General features: G+C 64.4%; 21 protein-coding genes and 2 pseudogenes. 12 read left to right on the top strand and 11 right to left on the bottom strand.

Annotated features, from left to right (window positions below; translation table 11 throughout):
* The first annotated feature begins 226 nt into the window (after positions 1-226).
* Complete coding sequence (locus tag DM872_RS10245) at positions 227-1,225, top strand: alpha/beta fold hydrolase (protein WP_179059379.1); 999 nt, start codon at positions 227-229, stop codon at positions 1,223-1,225.
* Between the two features lie 106 nt (positions 1,226-1,331).
* Positions 1,332-2,192 (top strand): CAP domain-containing protein, encoded by an 861-nt coding sequence (locus DM872_RS10240; protein WP_179059378.1) that lies wholly within the window; start codon positions 1,332-1,334, stop codon positions 2,190-2,192.
* A 103-nt stretch (positions 2,193-2,295) separates the two neighbouring features.
* Here DM872_RS10240 and DM872_RS10235 read toward each other — a convergent pair whose 3' ends face one another.
* From DM872_RS10235 to DM872_RS10225, 3 genes are all read right to left on the bottom strand, one after another.
* Positions 2,296-2,760, bottom strand: coding sequence for a MarR family winged helix-turn-helix transcriptional regulator (locus DM872_RS10235; protein WP_179059377.1), 465 nt, complete (start codon positions 2,758-2,760; stop codon positions 2,296-2,298).
* Between the two features lie 181 nt (positions 2,761-2,941).
* On the bottom strand, positions 2,942-3,256 hold the full coding sequence (locus DM872_RS10230; protein ID WP_179059376.1) for a cupin domain-containing protein: 315 nt from the start codon (positions 3,254-3,256) through the stop codon (positions 2,942-2,944).
* 85 nt (positions 3,257-3,341) lie between these two features.
* Positions 3,342-3,656, bottom strand: a complete 315-nt coding sequence (locus tag DM872_RS10225; protein ID WP_179059375.1) for a cupin domain-containing protein — start codon at positions 3,654-3,656, stop codon at positions 3,342-3,344.
* 370 nt (positions 3,657-4,026) lie between these two features.
* On the opposite strand from DM872_RS10225, the gene DM872_RS10220 reads away from it, so the two are divergent.
* The gene (locus DM872_RS10220; protein WP_179059374.1) at positions 4,027-4,545 is read left to right on the top strand and encodes a DinB family protein; all 519 of its coding nucleotides are present in this window, start codon (positions 4,027-4,029) and stop codon (positions 4,543-4,545) included.
* Here DM872_RS10220 and DM872_RS10215 read toward each other — a convergent pair.
* The 5 genes from DM872_RS10215 to DM872_RS10195 all read right to left on the bottom strand — a co-directional run bounded on the left by DM872_RS10215 (position 4,530) and on the right by DM872_RS10195 (position 9,792).
* A complete protein-coding gene (locus tag DM872_RS10215) occupies positions 4,530-5,459 on the bottom strand; it encodes a LysR family transcriptional regulator (RefSeq protein WP_179059373.1) in 930 nt (309 codons plus the stop codon). The two genes, DM872_RS10220 and DM872_RS10215, sit on opposite strands and share 16 nt — an antisense overlap.
* 73 nt (positions 5,460-5,532) lie before the next feature.
* Positions 5,533-7,338, bottom strand: coding sequence for a monovalent cation:proton antiporter-2 (CPA2) family protein (locus DM872_RS10210; protein WP_179059372.1), 1,806 nt, complete (start codon positions 7,336-7,338; stop codon positions 5,533-5,535).
* 102 nt (positions 7,339-7,440) lie between these two features.
* Positions 7,441-8,061, bottom strand: coding sequence for an isochorismate family cysteine hydrolase YcaC (gene ycaC, locus DM872_RS10205; protein WP_077526873.1), 621 nt, complete (start codon positions 8,059-8,061; stop codon positions 7,441-7,443).
* Positions 8,062-8,118: 57 nt separating this feature from the next.
* A complete protein-coding gene (locus tag DM872_RS10200; protein ID WP_179059371.1) occupies positions 8,119-8,805 on the bottom strand; it encodes a hydrolase in 687 nt (228 codons plus the stop codon).
* Positions 8,806-8,925: 120 nt separating this feature from the next.
* Positions 8,926-9,792, bottom strand: a complete 867-nt coding sequence (locus DM872_RS10195; protein ID WP_179059370.1) for a pirin family protein — start codon at positions 9,790-9,792, stop codon at positions 8,926-8,928.
* A gap of 95 nt (positions 9,793-9,887) precedes the next feature.
* On the opposite strand from DM872_RS10195, the gene DM872_RS10190 reads away from it, so the two are divergent.
* A complete protein-coding gene (locus DM872_RS10190) occupies positions 9,888-10,796 on the top strand; it encodes a LysR family transcriptional regulator (RefSeq protein WP_179059396.1) in 909 nt (302 codons plus the stop codon).
* A gap of 285 nt (positions 10,797-11,081) precedes the next feature.
* Here the strand turns inward: DM872_RS10190 and DM872_RS10185 are convergent, their stop codons facing one another.
* From DM872_RS10185 to DM872_RS10175, 3 genes are all read right to left on the bottom strand, one after another.
* Complete coding sequence (locus DM872_RS10185) at positions 11,082-12,920, bottom strand: amidohydrolase (protein WP_179059395.1); 1,839 nt, start codon at positions 12,918-12,920, stop codon at positions 11,082-11,084.
* A 154-nt stretch (positions 12,921-13,074) separates the two neighbouring features.
* A complete protein-coding gene (locus tag DM872_RS10180) occupies positions 13,075-13,632 on the bottom strand; it encodes an antibiotic biosynthesis monooxygenase (protein WP_179059369.1) in 558 nt (185 codons plus the stop codon).
* A gap of 65 nt (positions 13,633-13,697) precedes the next feature.
* Positions 13,698-14,342, bottom strand: a complete 645-nt coding sequence (locus DM872_RS10175; RefSeq protein ID WP_179059368.1) for a hydrolase — start codon at positions 14,340-14,342, stop codon at positions 13,698-13,700.
* A 160-nt stretch (positions 14,343-14,502) separates the two neighbouring features.
* Between DM872_RS10175 and DM872_RS10170 the strand changes: the two genes are divergently transcribed.
* The 8 genes and pseudogenes from DM872_RS10170 to DM872_RS30470 all read left to right on the top strand — a co-directional run.
* A complete protein-coding gene (locus DM872_RS10170) occupies positions 14,503-15,408 on the top strand; it encodes a LysR family transcriptional regulator (protein ID WP_179059367.1) in 906 nt (301 codons plus the stop codon).
* Positions 15,409-15,617: 209 nt separating this feature from the next.
* Positions 15,618-16,862: a kynureninase gene (gene kynU, locus DM872_RS10165; protein WP_179059366.1), complete on the top strand. Its 1,245-nt coding sequence runs from the start codon at positions 15,618-15,620 to the stop codon at positions 16,860-16,862.
* Between the two features lie 28 nt (positions 16,863-16,890).
* Positions 16,891-18,306, top strand: a complete 1,416-nt coding sequence (locus tag DM872_RS10160) for an amino acid permease (RefSeq protein ID WP_179059365.1) — start codon at positions 16,891-16,893, stop codon at positions 18,304-18,306.
* 130 nt (positions 18,307-18,436) lie between these two features.
* Positions 18,437-19,759: an OprD family porin gene (locus tag DM872_RS10155; RefSeq protein ID WP_179059364.1), complete on the top strand. Its 1,323-nt coding sequence runs from the start codon at positions 18,437-18,439 to the stop codon at positions 19,757-19,759.
* A 117-nt stretch (positions 19,760-19,876) separates the two neighbouring features.
* Positions 19,877-21,637, top strand: coding sequence for a hypothetical protein (locus DM872_RS10150; protein ID WP_218649207.1), 1,761 nt, complete (start codon positions 19,877-19,879; stop codon positions 21,635-21,637).
* A 99-nt stretch (positions 21,638-21,736) separates the two neighbouring features.
* Positions 21,737-22,798, top strand: coding sequence for a porin (locus DM872_RS10145; RefSeq protein ID WP_179059363.1), 1,062 nt, complete (start codon positions 21,737-21,739; stop codon positions 22,796-22,798).
* Positions 22,799-22,889: 91 nt separating this feature from the next.
* A pseudogene (locus DM872_RS10140) lies at positions 22,890-23,438 on the top strand (cache domain-containing protein); the annotation flags it as partial.
* 25 nt (positions 23,439-23,463) lie between these two features.
* Positions 23,464-23,640: pseudogene (locus DM872_RS30470) on the top strand (hypothetical protein); the annotation flags it as partial.
* Positions 23,641-24,016 lie beyond the last annotated feature (376 nt).

The following is a 24,016-nucleotide window of genomic DNA, read 5'->3' as shown; positions in this document are numbered from 1 at the left end:
TGACGCAACCCTCACCCCCCGCCCCTCTCCCAGAGGGCGAGGGGTGACTCGCGCCGGAGAGGCACAGATCATCCTGAAGCTCTCACTGGCCTGAAACCAAGCAGACGAAGCAGGGCAACGACCGTTCGGCGCTCGTCATGAAACTGTCACGGTTTTGTGGCAGAGCGAACGACAGGAATTCATCAGAATCGCGTTCAACTGGGGTTTTGCGTTCTGGATTTCCATCATGCGTGTGCTGATCCTGCTCGCCGCGCTTGTCTGCGGGCTGCCTTCCTTTGCTATCGCCAACGCTCGCTGCGATGTTGCCGTGCCGACGGAAACCGTCGACCTGGGCGAAGTGCGTCTGGCGTATCAGAGCGTGGGGCGTGAGCGGGACCCGGCGTTGCTGCTGATCATGGGGCTGGGCGGGCAACTGATCCACTGGCCGGATGAAGTGGTGCAGCGCCTGTGCGAAAGCGGTTTCCGGGTGATCCGCTTCGACAATCGCGATGTCGGGTTGTCGGCCTGGATCGGCCCCGCGCCCTCGGCGAACCTGGCTTACGAAGCGGTGCGCTATCGCCTCGGCTTGCCGGTTTCAGCGCCGTATGGCCTGCGCGACATGGCCCGCGATTCCCTGCATCTGCTGGATGCCCTGCACATTCAACAGGCTCACATACTGGGTGCCAGCATGGGCGGGATGATTGCCCAGCACCTGGCCGACCTCGCTCCGCAGCGGGTACTCAGTCTGACCTTGATCATGACCAGCTCCGGCGCCCAGGGCTTGCCGGCGCCCAGTTCCGCGCTCTTGGAACTGCTTGCCCGGCGCGAGGCGCCGAGCCGCGAAGTGGCGATCGAGCAACAGGCCGACCTGCTGGGTGCGTTGGGCAGTCCCGATATCAGCGATGATCGCGGGCAGTTGCTGGAGCAGGCCGCCCGCGCCTATGACCGTTCCTTCAATCCCGAAGGCGTGCAGCGGCAGATGCTGGCGATTCTCGCCGAGCCCAGCCGGGTCGACATGCTCAATCGCCTGCAGGTGCCCACGCTGGTGGTACACGGCACGGCCGATCCGCTGCTGCCGGTCATGCACGGCGTGCATGTAGCGGCCCATATCAAGGGGTCGGAACTGAAGCTGATTCCGGGTCTGGCGCACCGCTTCCAGGAGGCCTTCAAGGAGCCGCTGTTGTCGGCGGTGCTACCGCATCTGAAGGCTCATCGCCGCGCCGAGGGGCATGTGGCGCAGCTTTAGCCCTGGCCAGACAGGCTACTGATTTTTTCCACGACCTCCCGAACCAGCGTCGGGCGGCGCAGTCATACGGCAGCCCGAATCACAACGACTCGCCTGCACGCCCTTCATGCGCCCAATTCATCGATCCCTTCGTCTGCTTCCATCCTTGCCACTGGCCCTGCTGTCCCTGTTCACCCACGTCGCCCAGGCGGGCGATGAGCGTCAACTGCTGGCAGAGATCAACTACTACCGGACCCACAACCAACGCTGCGGGTGGAGCAACGTCCGTGCGGCGCCAGCCCTGGCCCTGAAATCGAACCTGGCCCTGCCAGTGGGGTACTCCGGTGAACTGCGTCGGGGGCTGCGCGATGCGGGCTACCAGGCCGGTGAGGTACGGAGCATCCGCTTGTCCGGGGCGCGCAATGCCGGCCTGGCCTTCGACATGCTCCGCGATGACTACTGCGAGGACCTGATGGACCCGAAGGTGACCGATGTCGGTATCAGTCGCAGCGGCAATCAGTGGCGCCTGGTACTGGCCCGACCCATGGTCAGCGCCCAGCTCGGGGATGCTCGCTCGGCGGGCCAGGCGCTGCTGGCGCAGGTCAACGCGGCGCGGGCCAAGCCGCGTATGTGCGGCGGCAAGCGCTTCGCCGCCGCGCGCCCTCTCGCCTGGAGCTCCGCCCTCGGCAGTGCCGCCCAGCGGCACAGCCGCTCGATGGCCGAGCGCGACTATTTCTCCCACAACGATCCCAATGGGGATTCGCCATTCGACCGGGCGCGGTCGGCGGGCTATCGGGGAAAACAAGTCGGCGAGAACATCGCTGCCGGGCAGGGTTCACCCCGTGCGGCCATGGACAGCTGGCTGGCGAGCCCTGGCCATTGCGCCAATCTGATGAATCCCCGTTTCACGCAAGTCGGGGCGGCCTACGCTGCGCAAACCCGCAGCGAGAATGGCATCTACTGGACCATGATGTTCGGCGCGCCGTGACTTGGAAGACCACGTAGGTTGGGAAGAGAGAATCGAAGCCCAACTCGGAGCCGACCGGAATCGTTGGGCTTCGCTTAGCTCAGCCGCAACCTACGCGCGCGACTCATTTGCGGTTGCCGGAGGATTTGAGGAGGTTGTCGCGCAGGGCCACGACGGCCTGTTGCATGCGTACGAACTCATCCGAGTCCAGGCCCGTTGCTCCGTTGAGGGCTGTTTCCGCGCTTTGCTCGCGCAGGTCCCTGCCTGCCTTGGTCAGGCTGACGCGCACCTGGCGCTCGTCCTCGGGATCGCGCTGGCGCTGGACCAGGCCCATCCCCTCGAGCTTCTTCAGCATCGGCGTGAGGGTGTTCGATTCCAGAAAGAGCTTTTCACCCAGACTGCCCACGGTCTGATTGTCTTCGTCCCATAGCGCGACGATGGCGATGAACTGCGTATAGGTCAGCCCGAGCTGCTCGAGAATCGGCTTGTAGGCCTTGCCGAAGGCCAGGTTCGCGGAATACACCGCGAAGCACAGGAAGTCTGAGAGCGGGGCCGGTTTTGCCGGGGTCGAGCTGCTGGTGGATTTCATCTGCTTCCTCGTTGGACAAACGCCGATTCCTCGAATGCCCGGACTATAAATCGCATGCGAGAACATCGGAAGTGTCCTGAATTCGAGTCCTGACCAAGGGCATCGCGAAGCGCGGCGTAAAGAGCGCCCGCGATAGCGCGGGCGCGGTTGCTGCGGTGTTTCGCCAGGGTCATGGCCGGACTCATTCCTTGATTACTGCGCCACCTATATGGGCAAGGAAGAACACGGAGTCTTCAAGCGCTTCCGCGTCATGCTCTTCGCCGGAACCGATCCGCAGGTAGTCGCCCGCCGACAGCACCAGATCGCCGAAGCGGATGCGGCCGGACAGCATGAGGATTTCCTCCGGGCCTTCGTGATCGTGAATCGGAAAGTGTGCGCCGGCCTTGAACTCGATGAAGTCCGAGCCATTGCCGTTCTCGCCCCAGACGGTGGCTACGCGGATGCCGGGGAGGCCGGAGTCGGTGAATTCGCGGGTGGCTTGGCTGAGGTGAATCATGGCGGGTCTCCTTGTTAAAGGACTGAGCAGAATGTTAATTAGTGCGATGTTATCGTATGCGATATATATCCCCAAATTTGGCTGATCAGGCGCGGATTATCGCTCCGCCGATATGAGCAAGGAAGAAGACGGAATCTTCGAGTGCTTCTGCGTCATGCTCTTCGCCGGAACCGATCCGCAGGTAGTCGCCCGCCGACAGCACCAGTTCGCCGAAGCGGATGCGGCCCGACAGCATGAGGATTTCTTCCGGACCTTCATGGTCATGGAGCGGGAAGCGGGTGCCGGCCTTGAACTCGATGAAGTCCGAACCATTGCCATTTTCGCCCCAGACGGTGGCGACGCGTACACCGGGGAGGCCGATTTCGTTGAACTGACGGTTGGCTTGGGTCAGATGGATCATGGTCATTTCCTCATGGAGTCATTTCATGTGTTATCGCTAGCGATTAAATCGTGTGCGATGTAATAATCCTCATCCAAGTCCCCATCGACGTCAAGCAGGCTCTTCATCAAAGAAGGCAAAAGGCGACGACCGGTATCTCAAAGGTGGGAAAGCGGATAGCTCGCGTTCAGGCTTAATGGCTGACTTTGTACTTCGGTAGCGAGGCCCTGTAGGCGCAGCGGCAGTTCCGGAACAGGAGCGGACCGGCATTTCCAGCCGTCGGCCAATGAATTCCGGGCACTGCCGCCGGGCCTACACTCCTTCTGCCGCCGATGGCCGTCGATCCGTCGTACTTGCCGTCGGCCTTACTCCGAGCAGGAGGACACATCCGATGATCAACGCCTCCACGGCGAGGATGCTCGCCCACTACAAGCAGTGGGTCGATGAACGGCTCTTCGAGGACCTGGCGAGGTTACCGCCCGGCGAGGTCGGCAAGGAACGCGTGACCCTGTGCAAGAGCATCCTTGGCACCCTGAACCATATCCACGTCATCGATTGCATCTGGCGCGCCCATCTGGAACGCCGGCAGCACCCCTACAAGACCCGCCTGGAAGTGCCCTATCCCGAGTTCGACGACCTCCGTGCCGCACAGGCCGCGATGAACGACTGGTTCGTCTCATGGAGTGCCGCGCAGACCGATGAATCGCTGAACACGCCCGTGGAGTTCGTCTTCTGTTCCGGGGACCCCGGCGTGATGACTGCGGATGCCATGCTGATGCACGTGGTCAACCACGCGTCCTATCACCGTGGCAGCGTGATCCAGATGTACTTCGAGATTCCCGCGCGGCCGCCGATCACCGATCTCCCGGTATTCCTGCGCGAAACCCATCCCCTCTACGCGGCGGGCTGATCGGGCAGCGCCGGCGCGGCCATGTGCTGCACGATCAGTTCGCGCAGCCAGCGTTCGGCGGGGTCATTGTCCGTGCCGCTGCTCCAGACCATGGAGAGTTCGGAGGTGAAGATGGGGAAGGGCGGCTCATCGGCGCGCAATCCGCATCCTTCGATCAGCGCATCCGCCGCATAGTCGGGGACGGTGGCGAGCATTTCGGTGCCCGCCAGGATTGAGCGCAGCCCGCTGAACTGCGGCACCGCCAGCACCACGCGACGGCTGCGGCCAACCCGAGCCAGGTCGTTGTCGATGTTCCCGGTCAGGTCGCCCGAGAACGACACCAGCGCGTGGGGGCGCGAGCAGTAGTCATCCAGGGTGAGTGCGCCGGGGCGGTCGTCGCCGCGGAGGATCTTGCAGCGCAGGTTGCGCAGCCGCTTGCGCTTGGCATTGGCCGGCAGCTCCGTGGTGTAGCTGACGCCGACCGAGATTTCCCCGGAGGCGAGCATCGCCGACATGAGCAGGAAATTGACCCGGCGCACCACCACTATGCTGTCGGGCGCCTCCTCGCGGAGCTGGTGGATCAGGGGAGGAAACAGGCCGAACTCGACGTCGTCCGACAGGCCGATCCGGAAAGTATTGCGATAGGTGGACGGATTGAACTCCTTAGCCCGGCTGACCGCGCTGGATATCGAGTCCAGCGCCGGCTGCAGTTCGTCGAGTATTTCCAGTGCCCGCTTGGTGGGTTCGAAGACGCGGCCGTTGCGGACCAGCAGCGGGTCGTCGAAGAGGTCGCGCAAGCGGGCCAGCGCCGCGCTGACCGCAGGCTGGCCGAGGAAGAGTTTCTCCGATGCGCGAGTCAGGTTCTTCTCGTACATCAGGGTCTCGAAGACCACCAGCAGGTTCAGGTCCACGCGACGCAGATCGTTCCGGTTCATCAGGGGCCCCCTCTTGAATCTGCCTTGAGTAAAGCTGATCCGTTCGCCGGCGACCGGGCCACGCCGCCGACGGCTATTTCACCGCCTTGTCCTCGATCAGGTCGGCGTCGAACAGGTGTTCCAGCTCCGTACGGGCTTCACGGGCGGTCTGGACCACGGCGGCGTCGTCGTCATAGACGTTGTGCTGGGCGGTCAGGACTTCCTCGTCATGGCGCTGGAAACGGCGAATGCGGGCGCTGGCTCGCTCCTCGTCGAGACCCAGGCCAAGCAGGGCCTGGCGGCTCATCTCCAGGGCGGAATGGAAGGTTTCGCGCACGGGCACGGCGCCCAGGTCGAGCAGGCGGTGGACATGCTGCCGGTTGCGCGCGCGGGCGATCACCTTGACGTGCGGGTAGAGGCGCTTGACCAGTTCGGTGATCTTCAGGTTCGTGTCCGGATCATCGGTGGCGATGATGAGAAACTCGGCCTTGTCCACCTTGGCGGCACGGAGGATTTCCGCCCGCAACGGGTCGCCGTAGTAGATGGGCATGCGGCCCAGGCTGCGGCCGTATTCGATCATGTCCACCGCAGTGTCCAGGGCAACGAACGGAACCTGCTGGGCGCGCAGCACGCGGGCGATGATCTGGCCCATGCGGCCCATGCCGGCGACCACCACGCGGGGTGCGTCGCTTTCGATGTGCTGGTACTCGTCCGGCACTTCCACCGGTGCCGGCGCGACGACCAGGCGGCGGAACAGGCCCAGCACAAGCAGCGGCGTGACCGCCATGGACAGGGTGATGCTGAGCACCAGCAGGCCGTGCAGGCGGGCGTCGAGCATGCCCTGCTCGAAAGCCACCTTGAATACCACGAAGGCGAATTCGCCACCTGCAGCCAGGACGATGCCCAGGCGCAACGCATTGGCGCGCTCCAGCCCGCCGGCGAAGCGCCCCACCAGATAGAGCAGCGGCAGCTTTGCCATCAGCAGCAGGACGGTCAGCACCATGACCGCGAACGGCTCGTTCAGCAGCAGGCTGAGGTCGGCGCTCATGCCCACGCTCATGAAGAACAGGCCCAGCAGCAGGCCCTTGAAGGGCTCGATCTGCGCTTCCAGCTCATGGCGGTATTCGGAGTCCGCCAGCAGCAGGCCGGCGATGAAAGCGCCAAGGGCCATGGAAACGCCCGCCAGTTCCATCAGCCAGGCAGTGCCGACCACCACCAGCAGCGAGGTGGCGGTGGAAACCTCTTTCAGTCCGGCTTTCAGCACGGTGCGGAATATCGGTCGCAGCAGGTAGCGACCACCGATGATCACCGCACCGATGCTGGCCACTGCCAGCAACACGTCATGCAGGTCGACGCCTTCCGTTTCGAACTGGCCAGTACCGCTGAGCAGCGGCAGCAGGGCGATCAACGGGATGGCGGCGATGTCCTGGAACAGCAGGATGGCGAAGGCCAGGCGACCGTGGGGGCTGGTCAGTTCCTTGCGCTCGGCGAGTATCTGCAGGCCGAAGGCCGTGGAGGAAAGTGCCAGGCCGAAACCCAGGACGGCTGCAGTGTTCAGGCTCTTGGCGAACACCAGCCAGGCCACCAGGCCAATGGCCAGGGCGGTAAGCAGGACCTGGGCGAGGCCGGCGCCAAACACCGAGCGGCGCATCACCCAGAGGCGGCGGGGCGAGAGCTCCAGGCCAATGATGAACAGCAACAGCACCACGCCGAGTTCGGACACGTGGGCGACACTTTGAGGATCGTTGACCAGGCCCAGCACGGAAGGGCCGATCAGCACCCCCGCCAGCAGGTAGCCCAGTACAGCGCCAAGCTGAAGGCGCTTGGCCAGGGGGACGGTGATTACGGCGGCGAACAGGAACACCACCGCTGCCTGCAGCAGGCTGCCGTCATGGGACATGGGTCACTCCTCAGTCATGCTGCTTGAAGGGGGCGGCATTCTAGAGCAGAGCGGCGAACCGGGGCAGGGAGCCGCGCCAATACGACGCGGCCCCCCGGTGGTTCACTTCGTGAGCGTGGTGTAGCTGGTGATCAGGTTGCGGTAGTCGGGGATGTGGTTGGAGAACAGGGTACCCAGGCCCTCGATATCGTTGCGCCAGTCACGGTGCAACTCGCAGGCCACGCCGAACCAGGTCATAAGCTGCGCCCCGGCAGCTTCCATCCGGCGCCAGGCGGCGTCGCGGGTCACTTCATTGAAGGTGCCGGACGCGTCGGCAACGACGAATACGTCGAAGCCTTCTTCAAGGGCCGAGAGCGCCGGGAAGGCCACGCAGACTTCGGTCACCACGCCGGCGATGATCAGCTGCTTCTTGCCGGTGGCCTTCACTGCCTTGACGAAGTCCTCGTTGTCCCAGGCGTTGATGTTGCCGGGACGGGCGATGTAGGGCGCATCGGGGAACTGCTCTTTCAGCTCGGGTACCAGCGGGCCGTTGGGGCCGGTTTCGAAGCTGGTGGTGAGGATGGTCGGCAGCTTGAAGTACTTGGCCAGGTCACCCAGGGCCAGCACGTTGTTCTTGAACTTGTCCGGGTCGATGTCCCGTACCAGGGAGAGCAGGCCGGTCTGGTGGTCGACCAGCAGCACGGCGGCGTTGTTCTTGTCCAGACGCTTGTATTGGAAAGACATGGCATTTTCCTCGCTTGGTTGAGCGTCCGCCCTTGTGGGGGCAGGCGCAGGAATTTCTCAGCGTTGCGAATCCAGCACTTCGTTGTCCTTGGCCACCTGCTGGGCTTTTCCGTAGCTCTCGATCAGCAGTTGGTAGTGCGGGAATACATGACTATAGGCGGCGGCCCACTCGGCGGCGTCGGGGCGGTTCCAGGTGCGCTGCACCTCGGAGCAGACGGCGGCGGTATCCATGGGCACCACACCGGCCTGGACGACGCGCGCCAGGGTGATTTCCTGGGCCATCTTGGAGTAGGTGCCTGACGCGTCGATGACAGCGAAGACCCGGTAGCCGGCATTGACCGCGCTGATGCTGGGGAAGGCCATGCACACGCTGGTGATGGTGCCGGCGATGATCAGGGTCTTGCGGCCGGTAGCTTCCACCGCCGCCACGAACTCGGGATTGTCCCAGGCGTTGATCTCGCCCTTGCGTGCCACGTATTGGGCGTGGGGCGCGGCCTCGTGGATCTCCGGAATCAATGGTCCATTGGGCCCCTGGGGCACGGAGGCGGTGGTGATCACCGGCATCTTCGCGAGGGTGGCGACCTTGGCCAGGGTGATGGCATTGGATCGCAGCTCGGTCATGGGCATGTCCTTGACCGTCTGGAACAGCCCGCTCTGATGATCGATCAGCAGCATCGCGGCGTCATCGGGGTCGATCCTCGGGATCTGGCCGTTGAAGTTGGCGATCTGGGCAAAGTTGTTCATGGCGTCTTACCTCTTTCTCAGGGTGATGGCCGTCCTGGCCGAAGCGGTTGCCCGCCGGCCCACGAATCCGTCGTGGGGGATTGACCAGACTAGGCAGGCGCCCGGCCCGGCGTGTGACCGTCAGTCGTCCATGTGGCCGAAACGGCCGTTCTGGAAGTCCTGGATCGCCTGGCGTATCTCGGCTTCGCTGTTCATCACGAAGGGGCCGTAACCGACGACCGGCTCGTCGATGGGCTCGCCGGAAAGCAGCAACACCAGGGCCTGGTCGTTGGCCTCCAGCAGCAGCTCATCGCCGCCTTGTTCGAACAGCGCCAGTTGGCCTTCACGCACCAGTTCCTCGCCGTTCACCAACAGGGTGCCGCGCAGTACCACCAGGGCGGTGTTGCGGCCGGGCCGGAGGTTGAGACTGACCGGCTTCTCACGGTTCAGGCGGATGTCCCAGACATCCATCCCCGTGAAGGTGCGTGCCGGACCGCGCTTGCCGGCGAACTCGCCAGCGATCAAGCGCAGGCTGCCGGCAGCGTCCGGCAAGGGCAGATGGGGGATGTCGGCGTCGAGGAGCGTCTGGTAGCCCGGTGCGGCCAGCTTGTCGCGGGCCGGCAGGTTGACCCAGAGCTGGACCATTTCCAGGGTGCCGCCACTGCGGGTGAAGGCTTCGGAGTGGAACTCCTCATGGAGGATGCCCGAGGCCGCCGTCATCCATTGCACGTCACCGGGGCCGATCAGTCCGCCGGCACCGGTGGAGTCCCGGTGTTCCAGTTCGCCCTGGTAGACGATGGTCACGGTCTCGAAACCCCGGTGCGGATGCTGGCCGACGCCGCGAGGACGTTCGGCAGGGGCGAACTCGGCGGGGCCGGCGTAATCCAGCAGCAGGAAGGGGCTGATGTGCTTGCCCAGGCTGTCGTAGGAAAACAGCGTGCGAACCGGGAAACCGTCGCCTACCCAATGGGGCCTGGGGCTGGTGTAGATACCGCGAATCTTTTTCATGGTGTGCCTCCTGTAGTGCATGGGCACATCTTGAAACTGCAACACTGGGTCCGGTAGTCAGGCTAAATTGGCTTCAGAGTCCTATTTGGAGAACGCTGGTGGAAGACCTCAACGACCTCTACTACTTCGCCCAGGTGGTGGAGCACGGCGGCTTCGCCCCGGCCGGACGGGCGCTGGACATGCCCAAGTCCAAGCTCAGCCGCCGCATCGCCAACCTCGAAGAGCGGCTGGGCGTACGGCTGATCCAGCGCTCGACGCGGCATTTTTCGGTCACCGAGATCGGCCAGGAGTATTACCGTCATTGCGTGGCCATGATGGTGGAGGCGGAGGGCGCCGCCGAGGTGATCGAGCGCAATCGTTCCGAACCTCAGGGCGTGGTGCGAATCAGCTGTCCCACCGCGCTGCTGGACTTCTGGGTAGGGCCGATGCTGACCCGCTTCATGGTGGATTATCCGCTGGTGGAACTGCATATCGAGAGCACCAACCGCCAGGTGGACCTGATCCAGGAAGGCATCGACATTGCCCTGCGGGTGCGCTTCCCGCCGTTGGAAAGCACCGACCTGGTGATGAAAGTCCTGGCCAATAGCACCCAGAGTCTCGTGGCCAGCCCGAGACTGCTGGAGAACCTGCAACAGCCCCTGGTGCCTGCGGACCTGGCGAGCCTACCGAGCCTGCACTGGGGTGCAGCTTTGCGCGAGTACATCTGGCAGTTGGATGGCCCCGACGGCGCCAGCGCCGCCGTGCGCCATCACCCGCGCCTGGTCACCGATGATCTGCTGGTGCTGCGTCAGGCCGCCGAAGCGGGGGTAGGGGTGGTGCATATTCCGTGGGTGGTAGTGCGCGAGGAACTGGCCAGCGGCCGATTGGTACAGATAACGCCTGACTGGGCGCCGAGAACTGGCATCGTGCATGCCGTTTTCCCGTCCCGGCGCGGCCTGTTGCCCTCGGTACGGACCCTGATCGACTTCCTGGCGGAGGCGTTCAAGGACAGCGGGATGATGTGAGGGAGGGTGAAGGGGATTGGCCTTGTGCGGGGGGCGCGGTTCGCTTTTCCTGTAGGGGCGATTTCAATCGCCAAGCAGGTCGAAGGACTGCCCAACGGAATTGCAGGGGGCAACGGTGTTGCCCTTTAGCGAATGAATTCGCCCCCACAAGGTAACGGTGCCCGCTGCGGGATGGAGGCAGGACTCGGTCCGCTTTTCCTGTGGGGGCGATTTCAATCGCCAAGCAGGCCGAAGGACTGCCCTGCGGGATTGCAGGGGGAATGAATTCCCCCCACAAGTCCAGCCTCAGAAAGCGAAGCACGAACACCCCAGCGCCCCCCAGAATCCCTGGAAATCACTCACCGGCACACTCGACTGGCGTGCCCGCTCGTGGCTGTGGGCGTGCACGGCGCAGGCGCCGACGCACTGGTGTACCTGGGCGGCGAGCGGGGCGGCGGGTTTCCAGTGGCCGGGCACCTTGGCCACCGGCGACCATTCGGGCAGCACCGGGACCTGCGGCGGGCCGAGCTTGTCGAACTCGCCGGCGGCGTAAACCACCTTGCCATCGACGATGGTCAGCACCGACTCGATCCACTTGATGGCTTCTTCCTCGACGCTGAAAAAGTCCGCCGACAGTGCCGCCACATCGGCCAGCTGGCCCACCTTGATCTGTCCCTTCTTGCCCTGCTCGCTGGAGAACCAGGCGCTGCCGTGGGTGAACAGTTCCAGGGCGGTGGCGCGGGACAGGCCCTGTGGATAAAGCTCCAGGCCGCCAACAGTCCTGCCGCTGACCAGCCAGTACAGCGAAGTCCAAGGGTTGTAGCTGGAAACACGGGTGGCGTCGGTGCCGGCGCCCACCGGCACGCCTTCGGCGAGCATGCGCTGGATCGGCGGGGTCTTCTCGGCGGCCTTGGCGCCGTAGCGGTCGACGAAGTACTCGCCCTGGAACGCCATGCGGTCCTGGATGGCGATGCCGCCGCCGAGGGCGCGGACGCGCTCGATGTTTTTCGGCGAGATGGTTTCAGCGTGATCGAAGAACCAGGGCAGGCCGTTGAACGGGATGTCGCGGTTGACCTTCTCGAACACGTCGAGCATGCGCGAGATGGATTCGTCGTAGGTGGCGTGCAGGCGGAACGGCCAGCGCTGTTCCACCAGATGGCGGACCACCGGCTCCAGCTCCTGCTCCATGCTCGGTGCGAGGTCCGGGCGCGGTTCGAGGAAGTCCTCGAAGTCGGCGGCGGAGAACACCAGCATCTCGCCGGCGCCGTTGTGGCGGAAGAAGTCGGTGCCGTCGCCCGGCTTGACCACCTTGCTCCAGTTCTTGAAGTCGGTGAGCTCTTCCTTGGGCTTCTGGGTGAACAGGTTGTAGGCGATACGCACGCTCAGCTGGCCCTTGTTGGCCAGTTCCTGGATCACCTGGTAGTCGTCCGGGTAGTTCTGGTAGCCGCCGCCGGCATCGATGGCGCTGGTCAGGCCGAGGCGATTGAGTTCGCGCATGAACTGGCGGGTGGAGTTGACCTGGTACTCCAGCGGCAGCTTCGGCCCCTTGGCCAGGGTGGCGTAGAGGATGGTGGCGTTGGGTCGGGCGATCAGCATGCCGGTGGGGTTGCCGTTGGCATCGCGCTGGATTTCGCCGCCGGGCGGATTGGGGGTGTCCTTGGTGTAGCCGACCGCCTTCAGCGCGGCGCGGTTGAGCAGCGCACGGTCGTACAGGTGAAGGAGGAACACCGGGGTGTCCGGTGCGGCGCGGTTGATCTCCTCCAAGGTCGGCATGCGCTTCTCGGCGAATTGGAATTCGTTCCAGCCACCGACCACCCGTACCCACTGCGGCGTCGGGGTGCGGTCAGCCTGGTCTTTCAGCATGCGCAGGGCATCGGCCAGGGAGGGCACACCTTCCCAGCGCAGTTCGAGGTTGTAGTTGAGGCCACCACGGATCAGGTGAAGGTGCGAGTCGTTGAGGCCGGGGATGACGGTGCGCTGCTTGAGGTCGATGACCTGGGTGGCGTCGCCGCGCAGGGCCATGGCTTCGGCATCGGTGCCGACGGCGAGGAAGCGGCCGTCCTTGATGGCCACGGCGCTGGCGTTGGGTTTCTCGCGGTCGACCGTGTGGAAGCGGCCGTTGAACAGGATCAGGTCAGCGGACATGGAACCCCCTGAGGTGGCATGGGCGGAGCCGGCGGCGCCGGCGAAGGGCAGTGCGGACCAAAGTGCGCCAGCGGCGCCCAGCACAGTGCTGGCGGCGAGGAACTGGCGGCGGCTGTTGTTGGTTGGGTCTTCGCTCATGGAACCCTCCTTGGACTTAGGGTCGGTTCAGCCAGCCGGCGAAAAAACGTGTCACCGGCGGCATGAAAAGATAGACAACCAGCAGCACGATGCTGGCGGTAATCACCACGTTGCTTGCCACGTAACCCCCGAGCCAGGGTTGCAGCTTGAACAGCGGCTGCCAGAGCAGCGGCACCAGCAGGGCCAGCGGTAGGATTACCAGGAAAGTAATGCAGGCCTGTTTCCAGCGGGGCGGTTGCGGCACGTCGGCCGGCATCGGGGTGAACCAGAATTCCCGCTCGGGATTGATTTCCACCTGGTCGCCATCGGCCAGCAGGTGGCTGACTTCCTCAATCAGCAGGCGGCGCTCGGTGGAGTCCAGCCAGGCCTGGAGCTGGGACGTGCTGGCGAAGCGCAGGACGCAGGTGAACAGATGCAGGCCATCTTTGCGATCCCGCACCACATCGATGCCGAGGTGACCGGGATAACCCTTGGCGATGTCGATGATGCGGCGCAGCCAGCCTTCGTATTCCTGTTCCCGGCCCTCGCGGACCCGGTGGCGGATCAGCAGGGTGACGATATCGTCGGTGGTCATGGCGAGGTGCTCCGTGCAAGGCGTGGAGGAAGGCCGGAGGCGTTGGCCGCCTCCGGCCTTGAGGCTTACTTCACCTGACGCTGGGGCGCCTTGTGAACCATGGTGTAGGCGTAGTCCACGCCCATGCCGTAGGCGCCGCTGTGCTCGCGCACCAGGTCCATCACGGCGTCGTAGCTTTCGCGCTTCGACCAGTCGCGCTGGTACTCGAGCAGGACCTGCTGCCAGGTCACCGGGATGGCGCCGGCCTGGATCATGCGTTGCACCGACATGTCATGAGCTTCCTGGGAGGTGCCGCCGGAAGCGTCGGTGACGATGTACACCTCGTAGCCGGCTTCCATGGCTTCCAGGGCGGGGAAGGTCAGGCAGACTTCGGTCCAGAGTGCCGCCATGATCAGTTTCTTGCGGCCGGTGGCTTTCACGGCGGCGACGAATTTCTCGTCTTCCCAGGAGTTCATCGAGGTGCGTTCGATGGGCTGCTGATCCGGGAACACGCTCAGCAGTTCCGGCCAGATGTAGCCGCTGAAGCTTTCGGTTTCGACGCTGGTGAGGATGGTCGGGACATTGAAGATCTTGGCGCTCTTGGCCAGGCCCACGGTGTTGTTCTTCAGTTGCTGGCGGTCGATGGACTGCACGCCGAAGGCCATTTGCGGCTGGTGGTCGATCAGGATCAGGGCGGAGTTGGTCGGGTTCAGCAGTTCGCGGATGGACATGGCATTTCTCCTTGGAGCAGTTGGTTTTTGGTTTTCTTCCTGGCCGGTGCCTCCGCGCTGGAGGCTGTTTGGTTCCGACTTGGGATGAATTTTGTGCTCGCTCATTGAGAGAAACAATTAGGCATAATTGAACTTCATTGATTCTGATTTGGAGACATTGATGGACAGGGTCGAGTGCATGCGCGCCTTTATCGAAACCGTGCGCAGCAATGGCTTTGCTGCGGCGGCACGAGCGCTGGACCTGCCGCGCTCCACCGTGAGCAAGCAGGTACAGGCATTGGAGGAAGCCATTGGCGTGCAACTGCTGGTGCGCACCACGCGCAGCCTGCACCTGACCGAAGCGGGAACGGACTACTTCGAATCGGCGCGGGACCTGCTGGCGGCCCTCGACGAGGCCGAGCAGCGGGCACGGGATGGGGTAGGGGAGTTGCGCGGGGTACTGCGGGTGAACGCGCCCATGTCTTTTGGCCTGCGCAAGCTGGGGCCGCTGATCCCGCTGTTCCATGAGCGGCACCCGCAGATCGAACTGCAGCTGGTGCTCAGCGACCAGCAGGTGGACCCGGTGCGCGGCGGCTTCGACGTGACCATCCGCATCGCCAGCCTGGCGGACTCGTCCATGGTGGCGCGTAGCATCGCGCCGGCGCCGCGCTATCTCGTGGCCTCGCCCGCTTACCTGGAAAAGGCCGGGATGCCGCAGTCGCCGGAGGACCTCGCCAATCATGCGTTCCTTGGCTACGGCTATCTGCAGAGTGGCGTCAGCCTGGCGTTGAGCAACGGCGAGGAGACCCGGCGCGTGCAGTTGAATGGTCCGCTACAGGCCAACAACGGCGACTTCCTCGCCCAGGTCGCCGAGGCCGGTATGGGCATCGCCCTGCTGCCGAGCTTCATCGTCGACGAAGCCTTGGCCGCCGGCCGGCTGGTGGCGGTGCTGTGCAAATGGCAGGCGCCGCCCATCAGCATCAACGCCGTTTACCCCTCGTCCCGCCGCATGCCACAGAAGACCCGAGCCTTCATCGATTTCCTGGTGGAGGAGATGAGCAGGGCGAATGAGCGGGTGGCCTGCTGACCTAGATCAGCGGGACACGCAACGACGCGCGGGGCGGGGTATTACCACCGGGAATACTCGCGTCGCTCATTTCTATTTTTTGGGCAATTGCGACTCGGGATAGCATCCCCCCAGTTTCAAAGAGTCAATCGGACGCAGCGCCGCCCACATCAATGGGCGGCGCCGGCGATCCGGTGATTCACCGAACAACAATTACCCAAGGAGCACCTATGTCGTTGTCCATGCCGCTGAGCCGCGACGATTTCCAGCGTCTCGATCGCGACGATCCCCTCGGGGACCGTCGCGCCCGCTTCGACCTACCGGACGGCGAGATCTACCTCGACGGCAATTCGCTGGGCGCCATGCCCGCGCATATTCCCGGGCGCATGGACCGTATTCTCAGGGAGGAGTGGGCCAGGGGGCTGATCCGTTCCTGGAACGATGCGGACTGGTACCCGGCACCCCAGCGTACCGGTGGCAAGATCGCCCGGCTCATCGGTGCACAGGCCAACGAGGTGATAGTTGCCGACTCGACGTCCATCAATCTGTTCAAGGTGCTGGTGGCTGCGACCCGGATGCGCCCTGGCCGCAAGGTGATCCTGGGGGAGAAGGGCAACTTCCCGACTGACGTCTATGTAGCCTCCGGCGTCGCCGAGCTGACCGGCTGCGAGTTGCGTTGCGTCGATCCCGACGAGGTGCTGGCGGCGCTGACCGACGAGGTGGCGATCCTTTCCCTGACCCATGTGAACTACAAGTCCGGCCGCCGCTACGACATGGCCGCCATCACGGCTCGCGCCCATGAGGTGGGTGCCCTGGTGGTCTGGGACCTGTGCCACTCCGCCGGCGCCATGCCCGTCGACCTGAACGGCTGCGCCGCCGACTTCGCGGTTGGTTGCGGCTACAAGTACCTGAACGGCGGCCCCGGCGCCCCGGCCTTCGTCTTCGTCGCGGAACGCCATATTCCTCTCGTGGACCAGCCGCTCACCGGCTGGCACGGCCACGCCCGTCCCTTTGCCTTCGTTCATGACTACGAGGCGCACCCGACAATCGACCGCATGCTAGTGGGCACCGCGCCGCAGTTGGGCGTACTGGCCCTCGAGGCGGCGCTGGAGGTGTTCGACGGCGTCGACATGCAGGTCCTGCGCAAGAAGAGCGTGGCGCTCTGCGACCTGTTCATCCGGCTGTGCGACGAGCAGCTGGCGGGACTCGGCATCGAACTGCGCTCGCCGCGCGATGCCGCCCAGCGGGGCAGCCAGGTGTCGCTGGCCCATGCCGATGCCTACCCGGTGATGCAGGCCCTGATCGCCCGGGGTGTGATCGGGGACTTCCGCGCGCCGGACATCCTGCGCTTCGGCTTCACCCCGCTGTACACCCGCTATGTGGACGTCTGGGACGGCGTCCAGGCGTTGCGCGATGTCCTTGAGAGCGGTGAATGGCGTCGGCCGGAGTTCATCGCCAGGAAGTCGGTGACCTGATACCCCTTCAAGACCGGAGCATTCGAACATGACAAGAACAACAAGCTCTTTCGACAACCTGGTCCAGCGTGAGCAGGGTCTGAAGCAAAGCCTCAGCAGTAGCCAGTTGTCCATGATCGCCATCGGTGGCGCCATCGGCACCGGATTGTTCCTGGGCAGCGGCTTCGCCATCGGTTTCGCCGGGCCCAGCGTGCTGGTGAGTTACGCCATTGGCGCCGTGATCGCCCTCCTGCTGATGGGGTGCCTGGCGGAAATGACCGTCCGCCATCCCACCTCGGGTTCCTTCGGCTCCTTCGCCGAGTTTTATGTGGCGCCCTGGTTCGGTTTCCTGATCCGCTATGCGTACTGGGCGTCCATCGTCTTCGCGGTGGGCACCGAGATCACCGCGGCGGCCATGTACATGAAGTACTGGTTCCCGGATGTGCCGGGCGGCTACTGGATGGCCTCCTTCTCGGCGGCGCTGGTGCTGGCGAACGTCCTCAGCGTCAAGGTGTTCGGCGCAATCGAGTACCTGTTCTCGCTGCTCAAGCTCTGCGCCATTGTCGCCTTCATCCTGTTGGGGGCCTGGGTGATTTACGGCGCGCCAGCCGATTCCGGCATCGGCTTCGCCAATTACACCAATGACCGCGGCTTCTTCCCCAACGGCTACTGGGGCACCTGGGTGGCGGTGATCGTGGCGTTCTTCAGCTACCTCAGCATCGAGATGATCGCCGTGGCGGCGGGGGAGGCCAAGGACCCCAAGCGTGCGGTCACCCGCGCCTTCCGCATCACCGTGGTGCGGTTGGTGGTGTTCTACCTGCTGACGCTCGCGCTGGTCCTGGCGATCCTGCCCTGGGGCCAGAACAACGGTGGCCAGAGTCCCTTCGTCACCGTCATGAACGCCACCGGCGTGCCCTTTGCCGGCGCGGTGTTCAACGCGGTGATCCTGATCGCGGCGCTGTCGGCGATGAACAGCCAGCTCTACATCACCTCGCGCCTGATGTTCAGCCTCGCGCGGGCCGGTCAGGCCCCGGCGCTGTTCGGCCGCGTGAGCGCCAGGGGTGTGCCGCTGCCGGCGCTGCTGCTGTCGTCCCTGGGCATCGGCCTCGGTACGCTGCTGTACATCGCCTACCCGGAGAACGCCTTCACGTTGATGATGTCCATCGCCATGTTCGGCGCCATGTTCACCTGGGCGGGCATCTTCCTCACCCACCTGTTCTTCCGCCGTCGCCAGGACTCGGCCACGCTGGAGTTCCGTCTCTGGGGCTATCCCTGGACCAGCCTCGCCGGCCTGTTGCTGATGCTGGCGGTGATGCTGACCACGCTGTTCACCGAGGAATTTGCCCTCACCCTGGCCTGTGGCGTGCCGTTCCTGATGCTGATGGGGCTGATCTACGCCCTGCGCTTCAGGCGCTCTCCGGTGGTCGAGGGCGATGCCCCCAAGCCGTTACCTATTCGGCACTGAGTCGACCCTGGCCTGATCGTTCGATCAGGCCGCCCATTCCCTGAACTCCCATCCCCCCGGGCGCATCGACGCCCGGAGCGGGAGCGGCTTGCCCGCTGGAACCCACCTACCCGGAGCTGCGAGGAGCACCATGCGAGGCTTCCGAACTGTCGTGCTCGTGATTCCCGGCCTGCTGGCCCTGTCGTCCACCGAGACGGCAGCCCAGGGGTGGGACGATGTCGTCCAGGCGAGTCGACTCAGCCTGCTGTTGCGCAACGCCTACTTCAATCGCGACAAGACCGGCGGACGCCCGGACGCCCGCGACTGGACCCAGGGCCTCAACCTGGACTTCCGCTCGGGCTACACGCCTGGCGTCCTCGGCGTAGGGCTGGATGCCTTCGCCTACCAGGGGCTGCGATTGGACGCCTCGGGCGGCAAGACCGGCACCGGCAACCTGCCGGTGCGCGACGACGGCGAGCCGGCCCACGAGTACGCCAAGGCTGGTGCCGCGCTGAAGCTGCGGGTATCACGGACCGAGCTCAAACTAGGCGAGCAGCGGCCGGATACGCCGGTGTTCGGTGTCAGCCACTTCCGCATTGTGCCGCAGACGGCCACTGGCCTGTCCCTGCGCAGCCAGGAGCGGGACGACCTGCTGCTGGAAGCGGGGCACTTCTACTCGGCCACCAGCCCGGTCTCCACCAACGCCGATGGCGACCTCTGGGCAGTCATGGCCGGTGTCACCACGCCCCGTGCGGACTACCTGGGCGGCCGCTGGCAGTGGCGGCCCGAGGTGGCCCTGGCGCTCTACGGCGCCCGATTCGACGATCTCTGGTACCAAGGCTACGCGAACCTGGATGCACGCTTCCCCCTGGCGGGGGACCAGGCGGCGGGGGTGAATCTGACCCTCTACCGGAGTACGGACCAAGGCAGGGCGCTTGCCGGTGAGATCGACAACCTGACCCTGGGCGCATCGGCGTTCCTGCGCATGGCCAGCCATCGCTTCACGCTGGGGCTGCAACAGGTCCGGGGCGATACCCCTTTCGACTACCTCGGCGTGGGCGACCAGGACCGCAACGGCCGCAACGGGCGGGACCAGGGCGCCTCCATCTGGCTGCCCAACTCCGCCCAGTTCTCCGATTTCAATGGCCCTCACGAGCGCTCCTGGCAGCTTCGCTACGACTACGCGCTCGACGGCCTGGGCTGGACCGGCGCGTCGCTGATGGCCCGCTACGTCGAGGGCAGCCGCATCGATGGTAGCCAGGCGCCGGCCGGTAGCCCCTACGCCGGGCGCTACGGCAGCGACGACGCGCACCGGGAAACCAACCTGGAGTTCCGCTACGTGGTGGCCTCCGGCCCTGCCCGCGGGCTCAGCATCCGCCTGCGCCAGGCCTGGCACCGGGCGGATGCCGCACAAGGGCCGGGGGATCTCGATGATTTCCGGCTCGTCACCGATTACCCCCTGGAGATTTTCTAGCCCGTGGCGGGAGGCACGGGCGGGGCGATGGATGCAAGCAAGGACGTTGAGGGAACGGACTCCCGTCGTGATGAAACGCAAAGACTGCCCGATGGGCATAACCAAACGGAGTAAATAATGAAAACAATGCCGCTCTCTGTTAAACCGGTCCACCCATTCGCCCGCAGCCGGCTGGCGCTGTCTTTGGTGCTCGGCCTGCTGGCCAGTTCCAGCCTGCAGGCCGAGGAGCATGGCCCGATCAACATCGTCGACCCCATCGTCAAGCGCCAGACCTCGTTGTCCCCCGATCGCACGCCGCCGGCGCCCGCGCCGGGCAGCTATGGCATGGACAAGGCAACCGGCAAGTTCATCCCGCCGTTGGCCACGCCCTTCTCCCACGAGGGCAAGCCGTTCGATGGGCAACTGGATCACTGGGACACCCAGAGCTACATCAAGAACATGAAAGTGGAGGCCTACTACCCGATCGCGGTCGAGCCCTTCCACACCTGGCAGAACATCGTCGACTTCGACGGCAAGCGCTACCTCTATCAGTACGTGCGCCGCAACCTGAAGATCTTCGACATCACCAATCCCAAGGCGGTGACGGTTGTTCACAGCAAAGGTGCGACCTGGGGCCCGAATGGCCCTGGCGAGGAAGAGAATCCCTATGCGGCGGAAGACATGTTCGGCGCCGCCTCCATCCAGTGGAACAAGAAGCTGGGCAAGTACGTGATGGTGCAGGCCTTCGAGGTGCGCCGCTTCGGCGTGCTGTCGGACAAGTACCGTGAGCCGGACAAGGTCGAGGCGATCCGCAAGTCCAAGCACCTCAAGGGCTTCAAGGTCTACGAGATGAACGGCCCGCTGCCGGCGGACTGGAAGCTGCTCGCCACCCGCACCACCGACATCGAGCACCCCGATGCGCCCATTGGTGAGCAGGAGGGCTCCGGCGTGCGCGACATCCCGGCCTACTTCGGCGGTGACGTCATGTACGTGGCAGCCGCGCCCAGCGACAAGTACGGCCTGACCGAGTACCCCAACGACCTCTACAACGCCGGCTACCAGTCCTGGGACATGTCCGACCCGAGCGATCCCAAGCTGCTGGACGTGCTCACCGTGCCCGGCCAGATCGTCGGCGACCCGGAGCACGAGGCGGTGTTCAAGGCTAACGCCCGGGCCGGCAACCGGGCTTCCTGGATGGGCGCGCGCATGTCGCTGTTCATTCCCAAGCCGGTGGAGCAGGGCGGCAAGTACGGCTACGCCGCCATGGGCGGCATGGGGCTCTATGTGGTGGACATCACCGACTCGGCGAACATGAAGGTGGTGGGCCACCTCGAGTTCCCGGTCAGCGTGGCGGGCACCGAGGGCGACAACATCGACGTGTCCCAGGTGGAGAAGACCGGGCTGATCTACTTCAGCGGCTACCCGTTGACCGAGGACTGCTATGAGGCGGAGAAGAAGATCTATGCAGTCGATGTGAGCGACCCGGCCAAGCCGGCCATCAAGCACGCCCTGCCGCGTCCGACACCGCCGGCCGAGGCTGGATTCGCCGATTACTGCCAGCGCAAGGGCAGCTTCGGACCGAAGCGGACCGGCTACTACACCCAACCCGGCGTCTCCCGCGACGGCATCCTGCCCTACGCCTACTACAACGCCGGCGTGCAAGTGTTCGACGTGCGCAACCCGGACGAGCCGACCATCGGTGCCTACTTCGTGCCGCCGTACGACACCAAGAACGTGGCCAGCTACGCCATGGGCAACCTTACCCATGGCACCTACACCGAGTACGACCGCAACCTGATCTGGCTCTTCACCAACCACGGCTTCTACGCGCTCTCGACCCCGCTGCTCGGCGAACCGAGCTTCGAGCCGCCGAAGCAGCCCTGGCCCTCGCGGGACTGATCCCAGCCAACACGAACAATAAAACCCAATAAGAAATCCGGCCGCGACAGACACGGACCGTGCTGTCGCGAGCCCCGCCTCGTTCAACTGGAGCAGCAAATGCGCAAATTTTTACTCGCCCTCCCACTGGTGAGCGGATACGCCTGCGCGGACATCGCGGAAATCGCGAACACCACGGGCATCGACGTTATCGAGCTTTCCGGGATCATCGACGTCAACTACGAGGTGGCCGAATCCGGCGGATTCACCGAGGAACGCGTCAACGGAGGGGGGTTGAGCGCCAACCGCCTGCAACTGCATATGCAGGAAGCGCTCACCGACGACCTGTCGCTGAACTGGGTCTATCAGGCGCAGTACAACCCGCATTCGGATGACGACATCGGCAAGCGCGAGGCCTATACCCAAATCATTTCCAAACGCTGGGGCACCCTCAGTGCCGGCCGCCAGGACACCCCGTCCGCCAACGCCTATGGCTACGCCGACCCGCTGTACAACAACGACTACAGCCTGATCAGCAACGTCATGGTGTTCTACGCGCCGTGGCGCGAAGACGGCTCGCTGATGTACATCAGCCCGCGAATCGAGGGTTACGAGTTTCGCGGCATGGTTACCGATGGCGAGGACGATGGCAGCCGCGATGGGCAGGTCATCAGCATCGCCGTGGATCGCTGGACCGACAGCCCCTGGTATTTCTCGGCGGCCGTGGACCGCAAGTACCAGCGCAACCTGTGGGACCAGCACACCATGGAACAGTCCACCGACGCCTACCTGACGGCGGTGTACAGCATGGGGCGGACCGAACTCTCTGCGGTCTACCACCGCTACGTGGGCTATTACGCCTACGCCCCCTGGGTGGACTTCGAGTCCAATGGCAGCGACCTGCAACTGGGCATGCGGCACAACTTCGGCAACAAGCACAATGCCACCGCCAGCTTCATCTACAAGGACGACCGCAAGGACGAGGCACTGAGCGATGCCGCGGCCATCAGCCTTGGCTACATCTACAACTACGACAAGAACATCGACCTCTACGGCGTCTACGCCTACATCCATCACAAGCGCGACAGCGAGATCCGCTACCCGATCAGCTGGAGCCTGGAAAACCCGCTGCCGGACGAGAACCCGCAAGGCATGCAACTGGGCGTACGCATCAAGTTCTGAACCCGGTATCCCCGAGTTCGCTTGGGGACACCTTCTCTTCCCGGGCTGGGCTGCCGGTGGGGCGATCCAGCCCCGCCACCGGAACCCTCCCATGATCCGCTCCCTTGGTTTTGGCAGAAAATTGCTCCTGGCGACCTCCTTGCTGGTGGTCGTCAGCTTTTCCTTCTTCACCCTCCATAACGACGCTCACCTGGAGCCGGCCCAGGGCCGTGTCCTCGAAAGCCGTGTGAAGGACGCCGGGCGCCTGGCCGCCAACAGCGTAGAGCACTGGCTCGGAGGGCGGCTGTCGTCCATCGAACTGGTCGCGCAGAGCCTGTTGAAACAGGGCATGGAGGGGGATGCGCGCAACGTCCTCACCCTGCAGACCGTGCGTGACGGCTTCGTCTACGCCTACCTCGGCCGCGCCGACGGCAGCTTCCAGATGGCCACGGACGACCCGGCTCCCGACGGCTACGACCCCCGTACGCGCCCCTGGTACCACGCCGCCCGGGACGCCGGGGCAACGGTCATCACCGAGCCCTATCTGGACGCCACCCAGAGCCAGTTGATGGTCACGGTCGCCATGCCGCTGATCTGCCAGGGTCAGTTGCAGGGTGTCGTCGGTGGCGACCTTGGTCTGGATACCCTGACCACCATCATCAACGCCCTGGACTTCAACGGCATCGGCCACCGCCACCGAGGAACAGACCGCCGTGGTCGACTCGCTGAACATGGACATCACCGAGCTCAACACCCTCAACCAGGAAGGCGTGGAAAACCTCCAGGCGACCCTGCGCGCCTGTGCCGACCTGGACCAGCAGGCCGCGCGCCTGCAGCAGTTGGTGGGCAGCTTCCGCATCTGACGGCGGGTGGTTGCTCGTGTGGGGGCGAATTCATTGGCTGTGTCCGCATTAAGTGTTGCAAGTGGCTGGATTGCTCGTAGGAGCTGGCTTGCCAGCGAATGGCCCCGTTTCGCTAGCAAGCTAGCTCCTACAAGGCCCCTGGACCGATGGCCGATCTCTGGCAACAGCTAACGCAGACATAGCCAATTCATTCGCGAATGAATTCGCTCCCACAGCGGAAACAAGTCGTTCGGCATGACGCCAATGGTGGATAGAAAGAGCGTTATCCACCCTACGCAACCAGGTCGATTCCCTGCCATTCCGGCTTCTCTCACCCCAGCCCTCTCCCAACGGCAGAGAGGTGACTCGCGCCTGGCGACGCGCGCAATCCTGATGC

This window comes from Pseudomonas taiwanensis, assembly GCF_013393345.1.
GTDB classification, from domain to species: Bacteria; Pseudomonadota; Gammaproteobacteria; order Pseudomonadales; family Pseudomonadaceae; genus Metapseudomonas; species Metapseudomonas resinovorans_C.
The sequence above is the reverse complement of the archived record's forward strand: the minus strand, read 5'-3'. Positions and strand labels throughout refer to the sequence as shown.

Bases quoted from the DNA above. Each gene is read 5' to 3' on its own strand.
- DM872_RS10155 (WP_179059364.1), top strand. From the start codon at position 18,437: ATGCGAGGCTTCCGAACTGTCGTGCTCGTGATTCCCGGCCTGCTGGCC.
- DM872_RS10220 (WP_179059374.1), top strand. From the start codon at position 4,027: ATGATCAACGCCTCCACGGCGAGGATGCTCGCCCACTACAAGCAGTGG.
- DM872_RS10225 (WP_179059375.1), bottom strand. From the start codon at position 3,656: ATGATCCATCTGACCCAAGCCAACCGTCAGTTCAACGAAATCGGCCTC.
- DM872_RS10195 (WP_179059370.1), bottom strand. From the start codon at position 9,792: ATGAAAAAGATTCGCGGTATCTACACCAGCCCCAGGCCCCATTGGGTA.
- DM872_RS10240 (WP_179059378.1), top strand. From the start codon at position 1,332: ATGCGCCCAATTCATCGATCCCTTCGTCTGCTTCCATCCTTGCCACTG.
- kynU (WP_179059366.1), top strand. From the start codon at position 15,618: ATGTCGTTGTCCATGCCGCTGAGCCGCGACGATTTCCAGCGTCTCGAT.
- ycaC (WP_077526873.1), bottom strand. From the start codon at position 8,061: ATGTCTTTCCAATACAAGCGTCTGGACAAGAACAACGCCGCCGTGCTG.
- DM872_RS10150 (WP_218649207.1), top strand. From the start codon at position 19,877: ATGAAAACAATGCCGCTCTCTGTTAAACCGGTCCACCCATTCGCCCGC.
- DM872_RS10215 (WP_179059373.1), bottom strand. From the start codon at position 5,459: ATGAACCGGAACGATCTGCGTCGCGTGGACCTGAACCTGCTGGTGGTC.
- DM872_RS10180 (WP_179059369.1), bottom strand. From the start codon at position 13,632: ATGACCACCGACGATATCGTCACCCTGCTGATCCGCCACCGGGTCCGC.
- DM872_RS10230 (WP_179059376.1), bottom strand. From the start codon at position 3,256: ATGATTCACCTCAGCCAAGCCACCCGCGAATTCACCGACTCCGGCCTC.
- DM872_RS10235 (WP_179059377.1), bottom strand. From the start codon at position 2,760: ATGAAATCCACCAGCAGCTCGACCCCGGCAAAACCGGCCCCGCTCTCA.
- DM872_RS10160 (WP_179059365.1), top strand. From the start codon at position 16,891: ATGACAAGAACAACAAGCTCTTTCGACAACCTGGTCCAGCGTGAGCAG.
- DM872_RS10185 (WP_179059395.1), bottom strand. From the start codon at position 12,920: ATGTCCGCTGACCTGATCCTGTTCAACGGCCGCTTCCACACGGTCGAC.
- DM872_RS10175 (WP_179059368.1), bottom strand. From the start codon at position 14,342: ATGTCCATCCGCGAACTGCTGAACCCGACCAACTCCGCCCTGATCCTG.
- DM872_RS10200 (WP_179059371.1), bottom strand. From the start codon at position 8,805: ATGAACAACTTTGCCCAGATCGCCAACTTCAACGGCCAGATCCCGAGG.
- DM872_RS10170 (WP_179059367.1), top strand. From the start codon at position 14,503: ATGGACAGGGTCGAGTGCATGCGCGCCTTTATCGAAACCGTGCGCAGC.
- DM872_RS10245 (WP_179059379.1), top strand. From the start codon at position 227: ATGCGTGTGCTGATCCTGCTCGCCGCGCTTGTCTGCGGGCTGCCTTCC.
- DM872_RS10145 (WP_179059363.1), top strand. From the start codon at position 21,737: ATGCGCAAATTTTTACTCGCCCTCCCACTGGTGAGCGGATACGCCTGC.
- DM872_RS10210 (WP_179059372.1), bottom strand. From the start codon at position 7,338: ATGTCCCATGACGGCAGCCTGCTGCAGGCAGCGGTGGTGTTCCTGTTC.